9 protein-coding genes are annotated in these 14815 nt (G+C 63.2%); all 9 read right to left on the bottom strand.

Annotation, left to right across the window (positions count from 1 at the left end; translation table 11 throughout):
* Positions 1 to 3: 3 nt before the first annotated feature.
* The 9 genes from AC3WJM_RS02580 to AC3WJM_RS02540 all read right to left on the bottom strand — a co-directional run bounded on the left by AC3WJM_RS02580 (position 4) and on the right by AC3WJM_RS02540 (position 14636).
* Positions 4 to 3918 (bottom strand): AAA family ATPase, encoded by a 3915-nt coding sequence (locus AC3WJM_RS02580; protein ID WP_492259703.1) that lies wholly within the window; start codon positions 3916 to 3918, stop codon positions 4 to 6.
* A 128-nt stretch (positions 3919 to 4046) separates the two neighbouring features.
* Positions 4047 to 5651: a glutamine-hydrolyzing GMP synthase gene (guaA, locus tag AC3WJM_RS02575; protein ID WP_284991339.1), complete on the bottom strand. Its 1605-nt coding sequence runs from the start codon at positions 5649 to 5651 to the stop codon at positions 4047 to 4049.
* Between the two features lie 121 nt (positions 5652 to 5772).
* The gene (locus tag AC3WJM_RS02570) at positions 5773 to 6291 is read right to left on the bottom strand and encodes a DUF3817 domain-containing protein (protein ID WP_492259702.1); all 519 of its coding nucleotides are present in this window, start codon (positions 6289 to 6291) and stop codon (positions 5773 to 5775) included.
* Positions 6288 to 7130, bottom strand: coding sequence for an SURF1 family protein (locus AC3WJM_RS02565; protein WP_307052524.1), 843 nt, complete (start codon positions 7128 to 7130; stop codon positions 6288 to 6290). The genes AC3WJM_RS02570 and AC3WJM_RS02565 overlap by 4 nt, the downstream gene beginning before the upstream one ends.
* Before the next feature lie 58 nt (positions 7131 to 7188).
* Positions 7189 to 7677 carry a PTS sugar transporter subunit IIA gene (locus tag AC3WJM_RS02560; protein WP_059387422.1) on the bottom strand — a complete coding sequence of 163 codons (489 nt, stop codon included), beginning with the start codon at positions 7675 to 7677 and terminating at the stop codon, positions 7189 to 7191.
* A gap of 39 nt (positions 7678 to 7716) precedes the next feature.
* Entirely contained in the window at positions 7717 to 9477 is a 1761-nt protein-coding gene (locus AC3WJM_RS02555; protein WP_059387421.1) for a glycerol-3-phosphate dehydrogenase/oxidase, read from the bottom strand.
* A gap of 100 nt (positions 9478 to 9577) precedes the next feature.
* On the bottom strand, positions 9578 to 10714 hold the full coding sequence (locus tag AC3WJM_RS02550) for a GuaB3 family IMP dehydrogenase-related protein (protein ID WP_306958937.1): 1137 nt from the start codon (positions 10712 to 10714) through the stop codon (positions 9578 to 9580).
* A 148-nt stretch (positions 10715 to 10862) separates the two neighbouring features.
* Positions 10863 to 12374: an IMP dehydrogenase gene (gene guaB / locus AC3WJM_RS02545; RefSeq protein ID WP_492271122.1), complete on the bottom strand. Its 1512-nt coding sequence runs from the start codon at positions 12372 to 12374 to the stop codon at positions 10863 to 10865.
* A gap of 207 nt (positions 12375 to 12581) precedes the next feature.
* Positions 12582 to 14636, bottom strand: a complete 2055-nt coding sequence (locus tag AC3WJM_RS02540) for an acyltransferase family protein (RefSeq protein ID WP_492271121.1) — start codon at positions 14634 to 14636, stop codon at positions 12582 to 12584.
* Positions 14637 to 14815: the final 179 nt, after the last annotated feature.

The following is a 14815-nucleotide window of genomic DNA, read 5'->3' as shown; positions in this document are numbered from 1 at the left end:
TCCTTAGGGGATCGCCGGTCCCGAGCCAGTGCCTTGCGTACCGCGGGGGCCTTGCATACCATCAGGCCCGGCCGTGGCCTGGTCCGCCTGACTGTTCAGTTCCAATTGTTCAACATCAACATCCAGGAATCCATCCTGGACGGCACCATACGAGGGTGCCGTCGGCTTCTCCAGCCCCAGATAGGAACCGATGCGGTCGGCGCAGGACGAAGGATCCGTGAATACTTCAATGGTCCACAAGGACATGTAACGCCAACCCAGGCGTTCCAGAAGTTGGGGCCGGAGCCTGCTGCGCTCCCTGACGCTCATGCGGCGGTATCGTTCCGTGCCATCCGATTCAATGGCCACCGGGGTGGGCATTTCGGTGTCATCGCGACCTATGGTGTGCACGGGATCGGCTGCCGCGGCAATGTCCAAGGCTCCATCGTAGTGGTGCCACACCCGGGCTCCGCGTGCACGGAGCCGCTCGCCCAGATCCGCCACCAACGGATCCTCACCGAGCGCCTGCTCGCTGGCAGCAGCCCTGGTGGCGGGCGTCCCCAGGTCCGAATTCCCGGACAATTCACGGTCCAGGAGTTCATGGAAATCAACGGCGCCGTGAGCCAACCTGTCCAGGTCGAGGTCCTCCGGACGGAAGCAGCTCAGGACGTGCAACGACCTCCGGGATCGGGTCATTGCCAAGGCAAACTTGTTTCGCCCGCCTTCTACGGAGAGCGGTCCGAAACTGTGCAGAGCCCGGCCATGCGGGGTGCGCCCAAAGCCCAGGGAGAAGATGATGTGGTCGCGGACCAGTCCTTGTGCGCGCTCCAAATCCACCACGCGGAAGGACTCCGCACCGGCGTTGAAGAAACCCGACAACAGCGGATAGTTGGGGAGCTGGAGCCTGATGGCCTCGCCGATCCTTGCGGCATGCCGCAGGCTTGCGGTGACCACGGCGAGCGAGGTCCTTGGCCGCAGACTGGCGTGTTGAAACACCAGGTCAACCACACGGTTCACTTCCGCGGCGACCGATTCGACACCTTCGTGATCCGCCCCGGGAAGGCCAGTACCATCCGGGATGTACTCAACTACCACCGAGCGGTCCAACCCGGTTACGGACTGCCCGTCCGGCAGCCGGCGAAGGCCACCGTTGTAGTAGTTCTTGCTCAACTGCAGCACGAGATCTTCGTCGACCGCGCGATACACCCAGTTCAACTGCCAGGTGGGCAGGACCCGGGCCAGGGCATTGAATGCACTGTCCACGGTGTCTTGGCTTGCGGCTCCGGCCATCGGTGGCTCCACGGCGACGCTGAAAGTGCGGGCATTGGCGATCTTCGCGTCGCCAAAGGCAACCACTTGCTGGGCCCGGGCAATGGCCGGCAGGACGGCCTGCAACGATGTGCTCTCGGCATCGAGAATCACCACCGCGTCGAATTTTTGTTCTGCGGGCAAGAGGCTCGTCAGCAGGTACGGACTGATGGACCACACCGGAACCAAGCGGGACACAAGGGCGGGCGCCTGGGCACTGAGCGCGGACAGGGTAACGCGGCCGTCTTTGATCAGGTTCCGCAGGAGCTCCGATTGGCGGGGGTGTTCGGCGATTCCAGCCCGCCACATTTCGGCAAGTTTCCACCGCAGGCGCGCGGCCCCGCTGGCAATGTGCGCGTGGTCCGCCAGGCGGTACTCCGCTTCGAGACGGCGAAGGGAATCGCCGTCGGACATCGCGAGGTAGTCGTCACCGCTGATCATCGCTTCCAGGGCGGACTGCCACCAGGCGAGGTCCAGTTCCGCGGCAACAGATTCGGCAGGCACTTCGCGTTCAGCCAGGTCAGCAAGAAGCTCGGCGAGTCCGTGCTCGCGCATGTTCTCGACCAGAAGCGTGCGCTCCGGGAGTGTCTCCAAAGTGCCGGTGTCCGCCACAAGGCGCTCAAGCCGCTCCATGAGATCCTCGTAGCGCGTCGCGTGGAGGTCGCCGCCGGCCGCGGTGTGTTGGAGGCAATCGCCCAAGCGGCGGAGATCCCGGTCCAGTTCGCGGTAGCTCGCGCCGAGGTCGGCAAGTCCGGAGGGCACTGCCGGATGGCGCTGGGTGGTCGCGTACTGGGCCCACAGTGCCCGCTGTTCCTGAACGAGCGCCAAGGAGCTGTGCAGATCCGCAATGTGGACACCGGGGCGGACATATTCCTTTGCCACACGACGCAAGCGGGAGCGCTGCATCGAGGGCATCTCGACTCCCCGCTCACGGCGCCAAGCGGAGGTAGCGGTGGCCGAAATCAGGTCGTGGACCGGCCGGTCAAAAATATCCGGGGTGAACTTGTCCAGGCTCTCCCGGACCGCCATCAAGAGTTCAAGCTGCGCGCCCCATTCGGCGAAGTTCGCCCCAAGCCGGATTTCGGAGTGCTCCGCAACCTGGTTCATCCGTTCACGCAACCGGGGAAGTTGTTCGGCGGCACTGCTGGCCAGTTGCTGGGCTTCCTCGGTCTCCTTGCGCGTGACCAGGCGGGCCCCGTACCAAGGGCTCGACGTCGATTCACGGCTGAAGCTGCCAAGCTCCGCAGCGCGGCGCAGTCTCTCGGCCAGCTCGGCCCGGTCTTTGATATTGTCCAGCACGCTGCGCTTCAAGCGCACCGTCGTGGCGGGGGCAGGGTGGATCGAGGTGAGCTCCGCGAGCGACTGCATTGCCTGGTAGGGCGAGCACCCCCAGCGCTGGCGTACGTTGTGCAAAGAGGCGACGTGGTCCATGAGTGCATGGCGGTGCTCGGTCAGGGTCTTGTGGAGATTCGCGAGTTGCGGCTCCAGCGACTTCTCGTTGCGGATAATCGCGCTGACCAGTTGACCCTTGAGCTGCTGGGGCGTGGCACCGTTGCCTGGCCTGAACAGCATCGATTCAAGGCCAAGGGCTTCAAAATGGCCGGCCAGGCCGTTGAGGCTCGCCCGCCGGTCGCCCACCACAAGCACCGACTTCCCCTCGTTGACGAGGGCACCGATGGCGTTGATCGCGGTTTGGGTCTGGCCGCTGCCTGGTGGGGTGCTCACCACGAGCGAATCCCCTGCCCGGACGGCATCCACGACGTACTGCTGATCCGAGTCCGCGTCCAGGAGCAGCGATTCTTCGGCGGGGTCGCGCTCGTCGAGGTTCGGGAACCGTCCGGACTTGATGGGTTCGGGTTCCACATCGCCGCCGTTGGCGGCTTCAAACAGGGAGGCAACGACGCTGCTGTTCTCGTTGATCCAGGGGTCGTCCAAGTTCCCGGACAGATCCGCCAACGTCGTGATGAGGAGATTGGGGGTTACTTCGGCACCGTGGATCGGTTGTACCAGTGTGGCAAGACGGTCGAGGACCGGCAGCGGGTCAAGGCGCGCGGTGTTGTAGGCCATGCGGCTCACGGCGTTGACGTCAAAGACGATTCCATGGACGGTCTTCAAATGCCGGACCAACGCGGGGTTGATGCCCGCTTGCTCGGTCAGTTGCAGCTCGTAGTCGTCTTCGCCCGGCCGCGCCGTGAGTGAGATGGCTGCCAACATGACGGGGGCGGAGACTCGTTGGGGTTTCCCTCCCACCGCCGACGTCCACACGACCGTGCCGCAGGAGAGATAGCCGGCGTCGATTCCCCGGTCATTTCCCAGTTCGAAAATCTTTGAGCGAAGGTTCCTGGCTGCACGCGCGGCAACAAGATACTGCTGGCGATCCCGGATCAAGGTGGAAAGACGGGTCCGACGTCCGGCGAGGAGCTGTGCCAGGCCTGAGGGGTGGCCGTTGCTTAGGTCTATCGACCCTTCCGGCGTCTTGACGAAGCGCAGCATGGTGTCCGCGCCAGTCACGGGCTTGAGCCCCGACAGCCATTTCCGAAGCTCTATGGAGCTCTCTTCGTGGCTTTGACCTACTGACACCGCTGCCTTCTTTTCTGTTATAGCTCGAGACGACTTGGACCAAATCGGCATACTTTCGAGGGTAGCGGGAATCGACCGGCAGTCCGCACCGCAACACTGGTGGAAAGGCAAATTGGCGCTGATTTCAGGGGAAAAACAAAGTGACCGGCCCCTGGAACAGAGGCCGGTCACTCAGAATGCTATTCCCACTCGATGGTTCCCGGCGGCTTGCTGGTGACATCAAGTACCACGCGGTTGACGCCATCAACCTCGTTGGTGATCCTGTTGGAGATCCTGGCGAGGAGGTCATACGGAAGCCTCGACCAGTCGGCGGTCATGGCGTCCTCGGACGAAACCGGACGCAGCACGATCGGGTGTCCGTAGGTGCGGCCGTCGCCCTGCACGCCAACGCTGCGGACGTCGGCCAGCAGCACGACAGGCATCTGCCAGACGTCATTGTCGAGTCCGGCCGCCGTGAGTTCAGCCCGCGCAATCGCGTCCGCCTTGCGAAGGAGGTCGAGCCGTTCCTTGGTCACGTCGCCGACGATGCGGATACCGAGGCCGGGTCCGGGGAACGGCTGGCGTCCGACGATCTCCTGCGGCAAGCCGAGCTGCGCGCCCACGGCACGAACCTCGTCCTTGAACAGCGCGCGGAGCGGTTCAACGAGTTCGAACTGCAGGTCCTCGGGAAGGCCGCCCACGTTGTGGTGGCTCTTGATATTCGCGGCACCTTCGCCGCCGCCGGATTCGACGACGTCCGGGTACAGGGTGCCCTGGACGAGGAACTTGATGCTCTCGCCTTCGGACGCAGCCTCGGCGATGATGGCCCGCTCTGCTTCCTCAAACGCACGAATGAACTCGCGGCCGATGATCTTGCGCTTGGTTTCGGGATCGCTGACCCCGGCCAGGGCGGACAGGAAACGCTCCTGCTCGTTGGCGACGTAGAGTTTGACGCCGGTAGCAGCAACGAAGTCACGCTCGACCTGTTCGGCTTCGCCTTCGCGCAGCAAGCCATGGTCCACGAAGACGCAGGTCAGCTGATCGCCAACGGCGCGCTGCACGAGGGCTGCGGCAACGGCCGAGTCGACGCCGCCGGAGAGGCCGCAGATGACCTTGGAATCGCCGATCTGCCGGCGGATCCGGTCCACCTGCTCGTCCAGGATGTTGCCTGTGGTCCAGTTCGGCTTCAGGCCTGCCCCGTTGAACAGGAAGTTTTCCAGAACCTGCTGGCCGTGGACGGAGTGCTTTACTTCCGGGTGCCATTGAACGCCGTAGAGATGCTTCTCTTCGTTCGCGAAAGCAGCCACAGGTGCTCCGGCGGTGGTCGCCAGGACCTCGAAGCCTTCAGGAGCCTCGTGAACGGAGTCTCCGTGGCTCATCCAGGTGTTCTGGGAGTCCGGGACACCTGCAAGGATGGAGCGCGCCTCACCGACGGTGGTGGCCTCGGTAGCGCCGTACTCCCGCAGACCGGTCTGAGCGACCTTGCCGCCGAGCGCGTTCGCCATGGCCTGGAAGCCGTAGCAAATACCGAAGACCGGGACGCCGGCCTCGAAAAGGTCCGCGCCAACCCTCGGGGCACCCTCGGCATAAACGCTTGAAGGTCCGCCTGAGAGGATGATCGCTGCCGGGTTCTTGGCCAGAAGCTGCTCGGTGGTGAACGTGTGCGGAACAATTTCCGAGTACACATTCGCTTCACGGACGCGGCGGGCAATCAGCTGCGCGTACTGGGCACCGTAGTCAACAACCAGCACCGGCTTCTGGGAAGTCTGAGCTTCAGAACTGAAGGGTGCGGTGGGAGTAGTCACCGTAACAGCCTACTTTGCCGGGATGCCCCGGTGCACCTTGAAGCCGGTCGTGAAGCCCGGAAATCAGCCCCGGAACCAGTCCGACGTTAGCGATCTCACAGTGACCGCCGCACCACGCCCGTCAGTAGCGCTTGGAGGCCTGCGGATTCGCGGCGAGTTCCATCTCTACCTCAGAGTGGAACTTCTTCTCCACGATGAAGGACATGAGAGGGACGACGCCGCCCAAGGCGAGCAGGACGAGCTTGGTGAACGGCCAGCGCATGAGCGACCACAAGCGGAAATCCGAGATGAGGTACAGCACGTACATCCAACCGTGGACGATCAGGACCCCCACGGAAACGTTGACCCCGCCCAGGACCGCCTTGGACTCGGCGTCGGCGAATCCGAAACCGAAAGGCTGACCGGTGATCGCATCGGTACCGCCGGCGAAGAGATACACGCCGAACACATAGCGCGCGACGAGTTCGGCGCACAGAAGCAACAGCATGGTGCCGGTGAGGTAAGCCATGACTTTGTAGAACTTCAGGGCCGAGCGGATCTGCGCCGTCGTTCCGCCGAAGCGGCGCTTCTTGGCCGCCCTTGGCTTCGCGGCGGATTCTCCGGACTGTTCGGGCTGGATGGCCGGTTTGGGCTCAATCATGGCTTTACCTGTTCTGGCTTGGTAATTGCTGGCAAATCGTCTGACGGGTGTTCGTCGTCGGGCTCTTCCTCGTCGTCTTCAAGGGTGCGCCGGTAGTCATCGGCCACCATGCGCCACCAGATGTAGAGGGCGAATCCTGCAAAGACCACCCATTCCACGGAATAGAAAAGGTTGAGCCAGTTGATCTGTTGGTTGGGTGGTTGGGCCGGGATATTCAAGGGCTTCAGCTGCGCTGGAAGTGCGAGGGTCTTGCCCGCGGATACTTCCGACGTCGCGGCGACGAAGCCGGGATAGCTCGAGACGTCCCACGTGTTGATGAGTTCCGCGACGGAGACCGCAGAGGCGCGTCCCGCTCCGGCGTCGACGTTTGGCACCGGCGCCTCGGACGGCAGGAGCCGTCCGGTCAGTTCAATGGTGCCCGACGGCGGCGGACCGGCTTGGGCGGGATCGGCGACCCAGCCGCGGGCCACGGGGATCCACGTCTTTCCGGTTGCGCCGACGCCGTGGAGGACAGGTGCTCCGTCGACCGCAAACGCGGTCACTACCCAGTACCCTTTTTGCCCTGCGAGCAGCCGGCCCTCCACGAGGACCTGCTTGGTGGGATCGTAACTACCCTTGGCACTGACCATTTGGTCCGACGCCGAACCCGGGAAGAACGTTCCAGGCTGCAATTCCCCGGTAAGCGGCTTGACCTGCTCCACAGCGGGGTCGTCAACCGGGGCGTCGCTCTGGGTGGATCTGCCGAACTGCCACTGGCTGAGCAGCACAAACACCCCGGAGAGCAGGAGCGCAAAGACAAGTCCTGCGATCCAGCGGGGCTTCAGAGCGGTTTTCAACACCCCTTAACCGTACTTCGTCAAGCTGTAGAACAGCTAAACGGGAGGGCCTGCCCCTTCCTCAGTGGTCGAAGAAAACCAAGCTGGAGTTGATCAGTTCGGCGATGACTTCGGGATCGTGGGCGCGCCGGAGGGATTCCCTGAACGATTCCTTGGACAGCGAGCGGGCCAAGGTCGCGAGGACTTCCAGGTGGTCCGAGAATGAGCTGGCGGGCGTAGCGATGAGCAGGACCAACGTGGCCGGTCCGTCGCTGGCGCCGAAGTCCAACGAATGACCGAATTTCGTGACACCAACAGCGATGGAGACCCTGGAGACATACTCGCTGCGGGCATGCGGAAGGCCAATGCCGCCCGGCAGCCCGGTAGCAAGTTGGTGCTCGCGCGAGTTGACGACTTCGAGGAAGCCCTCAAGGTCCGTGATGCGCCCGGCTGCGTACAGCCGTTCCGCGAGCTGGCCCGCGGCATCTGTTTTGTCTACCGCTTCCATCTCAAGGATGACGGTCTCCGGCGTGGTTAGTTCGGCATCATACGGGTCCAGTGGTTCCGCCAAGTCGTTTTCCCTCCAGTGTGGCCAGCCAACCCGGGCCGCTCAGCGGAGGGGAACGATGTCATCGACGCCCATGCGCGCAGCATCGGCCGATTCATCGTCGGGCTGCTGTTGGCTGAGCCGTTCAGCTTCCACCCGGGCCAGGTAGTGCTTGATTTCGCTTTCCCGCTGCGCATCGCTCCAGCCAAGAATTTCTCCCATCAGCTTAGCGACAACAGGGACCGCGGAAACACCTCTGTCCCACGACTCTATCGAGATGCGGGTGCGCCGGGTCAGGACGTCATGGACATGCCGGGCACCCTCATGGGTCGCGGCATAGACGACCTCTGCCGCCAAATAGTCGTCTGCCCCCGGCAGCGGCTCCGCCATCGCCGGGTTGTCCTTGATGATGGCGAGGACTTCCGGGGTCATGGAGCCGTAGCGGTTGAGCAAATGTTCCACCCTGGCAACGTGGACCCCGGCCTCGTCGGCGGTTCTTCCCCGCCTGTTCCACGCGGCTTTGAATCCCTCGGCGCCCAGGAGGGGGATGGTATCGGTGCAGCTCGCCGGCACGCGCTCGTCCATGGCCCGGGTCGCTTCGTCCACCGCGTCCTTCGCCATGACCCGGTACGTGGTGAACTTTCCACCCGCAACCACCACCAAGCCTGGAACCGGGTGCGCCACCACGTGTTCGCGTGAAAGTTTGGCCGTGGAGTCGCTCTCCCCCGCCAGCAGCGGACGCAGTCCGGCGTAGACACCTTCGACATCCTCACGGGTCAAGGGCCGCTTCAAGACACGATTGACGTGTTCAAGAACATAGTCGATGTCCTTGGTAGACGCTGCAGGATGCGCCTTGTCAAGCTTCCAGTCGGTGTCCGTTGTGCCGATGATCCAGTGCCGCCCCCAAGGAATTACGAACAGCACGGACTTTTCAGTCCTCAGGATCAATCCGACCGTGGACTGGAAGCGGTCGCGCGGGACCACAAGGTGGATGCCTTTGGATGCACGGACCTTGAGCTGGCCGCGATCCGTCACCATGGCCTGGGTCTCGTCCGTCCAGACTCCGGTGGCATTGACCACTTGCTTGGCGCGGACTTCGATGATGCTGCCGTCTTCCTGGTTTTCCACCTTGGCGCCGACCACGCGTTCGCCCTCCCGCACGAACGACACCACGCGCATCCTGTTCACGGCATGCGCTCCGTAATGTGCGGCCGTGCGGACGACATTGACCACCAGCCTGGCGTCGTCGACCTGTGCATCGTAGTAGCGGATGGAGCCGACGAAGGCATCGCTCTTGAGGCTGGGTGCTGCCCGCAGTGTTCCGCGCCGGAAGAGGTGTTTGTGCATGGGTACGCCGCGGCTGTGGCCGGAGGTGAGGCCAAGCGTGTCGTAGAGGAAGATGCCGGCACCAACGTAGGGCCGCTCCCAGAAACGCCGGGTCAGCGGATACAGGAACGGAACCGGGCGCACGAGGTGTGGGGCGATTTGCTGGATCAGCAAACCACGTTCCTGGAGGGCCTCCTGGACCAACGCAAAGTCGAGCATTTCCAGGTAACGCAAGCCGCCGTGAATCAGCTTCGAAGACCGTGACGACGTGCCGGAAGCCCAGTCCCGGGCCTCGACAATGCCCACCGACAAACCGCGGGTCACCGCGTCCAGCGCCGCACCGGCCCCCACTACGCCTCCCCCGACGATGAGGATGTCGAGTTCCTTGCCAGGCTCCGTGGTTCCCCTGAGGACTTCGATGGATCTTTCCCGCGCCTCCGGACTCAACGCACCGGTTGATGCATCAATCCTTTGCGAACCATCTGCAACACTGCTCATTGGACGCCTCCCATCGCACAAGCCCGTAGTTCCCCACACTACTTCTTGTCTAGCGGCTTGGGCAGGGTTTTCGCCTGCGCTAAAGCGGCCCGAGCGGGAGCTACTGGCCCGAGTATGGCGAGACGACGACGTCGACCCGCTGGAACTCCTTCAGGTCCGAATAGCCCGTGGTCGCCATGGAGCGGCGGAGCGCGCCGATCAGGTTTGACGTGCCGTTGGTGTGGTGGCCCGGCCCGAAGAGTACTTCTTCGAGGGGACCGACGGTGCCGACGTTGACCCTGTCGCCGCGGGGCAGCTCAAGGTGGTGGGCTTCCTGGCCCCAGTGCCAGCCCTTGCCCGGGGCCTCTTCGGCACGGGCCAAGGCGCTGCCGAGCATGACGGCGTCGGCGCCCATGGCGATGGCTTTGACGATGTCACCCGAAGTACCCATGCCGCCGTCGGCTATCACGTGCACGTAGCGTCCGCCGGATTCATCCATGTAGTCGCGGCGGGCGGCGGCGACGTCGGAAATGGCGGAAGCCATGGGCGAATGGATGCCGAGGGCGCGCCGCGTGGTAGTCGTTGCGCCGCCGCCGAAGCCCACCAGGACGCCGGCCGCTCCGGTACGCATGAGGTGCAACGCCGGGGTGTAGCCGGCAGCCCCGCCGACGATCACAGGGACGTCGAGCTCATAGATGAACTGCTTGAGGTTCAGGGGCTCATGGTTCTTTGAGACGTGCTCGGCCGAGACCGTGGTGCCCCGGATGACAAAAATGTCGACGCCGGCGGCCACCACGGTCTTGTAGTGTTCCTGGGTGCGCTGCGGTGTCAGTGAGCCGGCCACCGTCACGCCCGATGCACGGATTTCCGCGAGCCTGGTGGTGATCAGTTCGGGCTGGATGGGGGCCTTGTAGAGCTCCTGCATGCGCCGGGTGACCGTCGGGCTGGCCGTTTCATCCGCGAGGGCAGAGATCTCGTCCAGCACGGACTGGGGATCTTCGTACCGCGTCCACAGGCCCTCGAGGTCCAGAACGCCCAGGCCGCCCAGCCGCCCAAGCGCGATGGCCGTTTCAGGCGACATCGCGGAGTCCATGGGTGCGGCGATCACGGGCATCTCAAACTTGTAGGCATCAATCTGCCATGAGACGGAAACGTCCTTGGGGTCGCGCGTCCGGCGGTTGGGGACGATCGCGATGTCATCCAGGGAGTAGGCACGACGCCCACGCTTGCCACGGCCAATCTCAATCTCGTAAGTCACTGCTCTAGGTTATCCCAGTGCGGCGCGATGTTCCGGCAGGGTGACGCAGACCATGACGACAGGCAATGCCTGATAAATAAGCGAGCCCGCCGCCTCCATAGTGGAGGTGGCGTGCTCGCTTGGAACTGCCTGGGATAGGAATTTACGCCTAGCGGGAACCGTAGTTCGGAGCCTCGACGGTCATCTGGATGTCATGCGGGTGGGACTCCTTGAGTCCGGCCGCAGTGATGCGCACAAACTTACCGCGTGCCTTGAGTTCGGCGATGGTCGGGGCACCCGTGTAGAACATGGTCTGGCGCAGGCCGCCGACCAGCTGGTACGCCACCGAGGAGAGCGGGCCGCGATAGGCGACGCGACCTTCGATGCCTTCCGGGATGAGCTTGTCATCACCGGAAACGTCCGCCTGGAAATAGCGGTCCTTCGAGTAGGACGTGTTCTTGCCACGGGACTGCATGGCACCCAGGGAACCCATGCCGCGGTAGCTCTTGAACTGCTTGCCGTTCACGAAGATCAGCTCACCCGGCGACTCGTCGCAACCAGCCAGCAATGAGCCGAGCATGACGGTGTCGGCACCGGCCACGAGGGCCTTGCCGATATCGCCCGAGTACTGCAGGCCGCCGTCGGCGATCAGCGGAACACCGGCAGGGATGGCCGCCTTCGAGGACTCGTAGATAGCCGTGATCTGGGGAACGCCCACACCGGCAACAACGCGCGTGGTGCAAATGGAGCCCGGGCCCACGCCCACCTTGATGCCGTCGGCACCGGCGTCGATCAGTGCCTGGGCGCCTTCGCGGGTGGCGGCCTGGCCGCCGATGATGTCAACGTGGGCAGCGATGGGATCCGACTTCAGGCGCGTGATCATGTCCAGGACACCTTGCGAGTGGCCGTTGGCGGTGTCCACGAAAAGTGCGTCGACACCGGCGTCGATCAGGGCCATGGCCCGTTCCCAGCCGTCGCCGAAGAACCCGATGGCCGCGCCGACCCGGAGGCGGCCTTCCTCGTCCTTCGTCGCGAGCGGGTACTGCTCGGCCTTGGTGAAGTCCTTGGTGGTGATCAGGCCCTTGAGGCGACCCTGCTCGTCAACGAGGGGCAGCTTCTCGATCTTGTTGGTGGCCAGTTTGTGCGAAGCCTCTTCGCGGCTGATGCCCACGTGGCCCGTGATGAGCGGCATCTTGGTCATGACGTCGCTGACCAGCCTCAGCGGGAAGTCGGACTCCGGAACGAAGCGGGTGTCGCGGTTGGTGACGATACCGAGCAGACGGCCGTCCGTGTCGATCACGGGCAGGCCGGAAACCCGGTAACGCGAACACAGTTCGTCCAGTTCCTGAAGGGTGGCCTCCGGGTGGATGGTCAGGGGGTTGGTGATCATCCCGGACTCGGAGCGCTTGACGCGGTCGACGTGGTCGGCCTGGTCTTCGATGGACAAGTTGCGGTGGATGACGCCAAGGCCACCCTGGCGGGCCATGGCAATGGCCATCCGGGACTCGGTGACAGTGTCCATGGCGGCGGACAGCAGCGGGGTCTGGACCGAAATCCGCTTGGAGATCCGGGAGGAGGTGTCAGCTTCGGACGGAATGACGTTGGTGTGGCCCGGCAGCAGCAGGACGTCGTCATAGGTCAGGCCAACAAAGCCAAAGGGATCGTGTTCGGGCTGGGTCATGAGTGCGCCTCTTACCTTGGTTCTTGGGGGTTGCTCTGGTAGGGGTTGCAGCTGATGACCAGCCCGTCATTACGGGACTGGCCTGTGCAGAAAGGTTCTGAATAAATAGTAGAACCTCGCCGCCGATCCCCATATTCCGCGAGGGCAATGTGAGCAACAGCACCCGGCATCCGCCGCCGAGCCGCTGGACAACCCAACTCTGGCCGCCTAGCTCCACCCGGTCGCGGCCATGAACGCCTTCTCGAAGTATGGGGTCAGGGTCTTCATGTAGGTGGCGGTCACGTGGTTGTCGTCCTTGTAGACAATCACGTTGCCGATCACTGCAGGACAATTCGCATCAGGGCAGAAGTACTTCGAGAGGTCCAGGAATTTCGTGTCGGGCATTGCCGCGGCGACGGCCCCCGTCGGGGAGTCTTCCGAATAGATTTCGGCGCGTTGGGAACCACAGGCAACATACGCGCCGGGGTTCTTCTCAAGGCAAGCGGGAACTGGCTGCGCTGCCCGTGGTGTGTCTCGGAAGGCGACCACTTGGATTCCGGCGTCGTTGAGGGTCTTTACTTCCGTGACCCAGGAAGGATCGAGCCGCTCCGGGACGTTGCTCTGAGCATTGGTGCGCGTACTGGTCGTCACCACAACATCCGGCTTCATCTTCAGGACCTCTGCGAGCGTGGCCTTGTTGAAGTCAACGCATGCCTGCGTAATGTCTGCCGCGGTGTCCTCGCCAAGCGGGCAATATCCCTTCGTGATGGACGTCAGGCTCCAATTGTTCTTTGCGGCCATCGTAAGCAGCGGCGTGTTCAGCACGTGGGCGTGCGAACTGCCTATGACCACCACGGACTTCGTCCCGTTCTTGATCCCGTTGGTGCATCGGTTGACGAACTCCTGCGGGTCGGCGGTCCCTGTGCAGGCGGTCGGGAAAACCGGCCAGTCCCCATCAACGGCGGTCATGCTTGGAACCAAGGGCACTCCTGGATCGGGGGTGTACACGAAGTCCCCGCCCACGGCCGCCGCTCCGGGGTTGCGGGCATCCATGTTTGCAACCAAGGCACGGTTTGTCTGCTCGATCTGCAGGGGCCAACCCGCCAAGGGCAAAATAGCCACGGCCCCTACCGCAACCAGCGAAATCGCGCTTCTGCGCCGGTTGGCCTCGGGCCACTTCCACTCCCGCAACGGCTTCTCGATGAACCTGGTGGTCAGAACAGCCAGGAGGAAGGCACCAACAATGATCACTGTGCCGGACAACCAGCCGGCGTGGGTCTTGCCGGACCAAGCCAGATAGATGACCAACATGGGCCAGTGCCAGAGGTAGAGGGCGTACGAATTGTTTCCCATCCGCACGAGCGGCTTGGAACTGAGGATCCGGTCGATTCCGAACCGGCTCTGGGTCTGGCCTGCCGCGAGGATACAGGCTGCGGCCAGCGTTGGCCACAAGGCCAACCACCCGGGGAAGTCCCCCTCGACGTCGAGGATGAGCCCGCAGCTGAGCATCGCCAGGATACCGAGCCAGCCTAGGACGATCCTGGCCGACCTGGGTATTTTGACCGAAGGCAGGAAAAGTGCCAGAAGAGTTCCCAGGGCAAACTCCCACAGCCTGGCCGCCGTCGAGAAGTAGGCCGCCGATTGGTCCGAAGCGGTGTAGAGGACCGAATACACCAGGGAAACCAGGAAGACTAATCCAAAGATGTAACGCAGAAGGGGAACGTACGCGAGCCTGAACCTCCTCGCCACCCAGCCAGCGCCCACGAAGATGATCGGCCAGACAATGAAGACCTGTCCTTGGATGGACAGCGACCAGAAATGCTGTAGCGGGCTGGCCAGGCTGTGGTCCGCGGCGTAGTAGTTGACTGCCTGCGACTGCAGCAGGAAGTTCTCAACGTACAAGAGTGAAGCCCAGCCCTGCTTGATGGTATCGACCCAGCGGGTGGCCGGCATGAAGAGGAAAGTGGCGGCCAGCGTTCCAACGATCACCGTCACGGCTGCCGGCAAGAGCCTCCGGAAGTGATGAAGGTAGTGCTTGATCAGTTCCGTCTGCCGCCCACCGGCATACCGCCGTGTGAACTGCGCCGTCATGAGGAATGCAGAGACCAGGAGGAAAATATCCACACCGCCGGAGACCCGGCCGAACCAGATGTGGTACGTGACAACCATGAGGACGGCAACAGATCGAAGCCCTTGGATCTCAGGACGGAACGTTGATTTGGGGGCCGATTTCTGCGTCTCGCCGCTAGTTCGCCGTAGCGCAATCGGGCGCGTGGTTGTCAAAGTCTTGCCTCCAGGGTGCTACTCAAACCGTCTACCCTACTGATTCGAAATGTTCGTCGTCAATTGAGACCGCGTTCAACCAACTTCCTATGATCCATTAGGACACAAGGGGCTGGGAGCTTCCGGAGCGTTGTCTGGGTCAATCCTCCATGCCGTTTTCCGGGCAACGCGGGGTCACT

The organism is Arthrobacter sp. FW306-1B-G06A, from assembly GCF_058781765.1.
The sequence above is the reverse complement of the archived record's forward strand: the minus strand, read 5'-3'. Positions and strand labels throughout refer to the sequence as shown.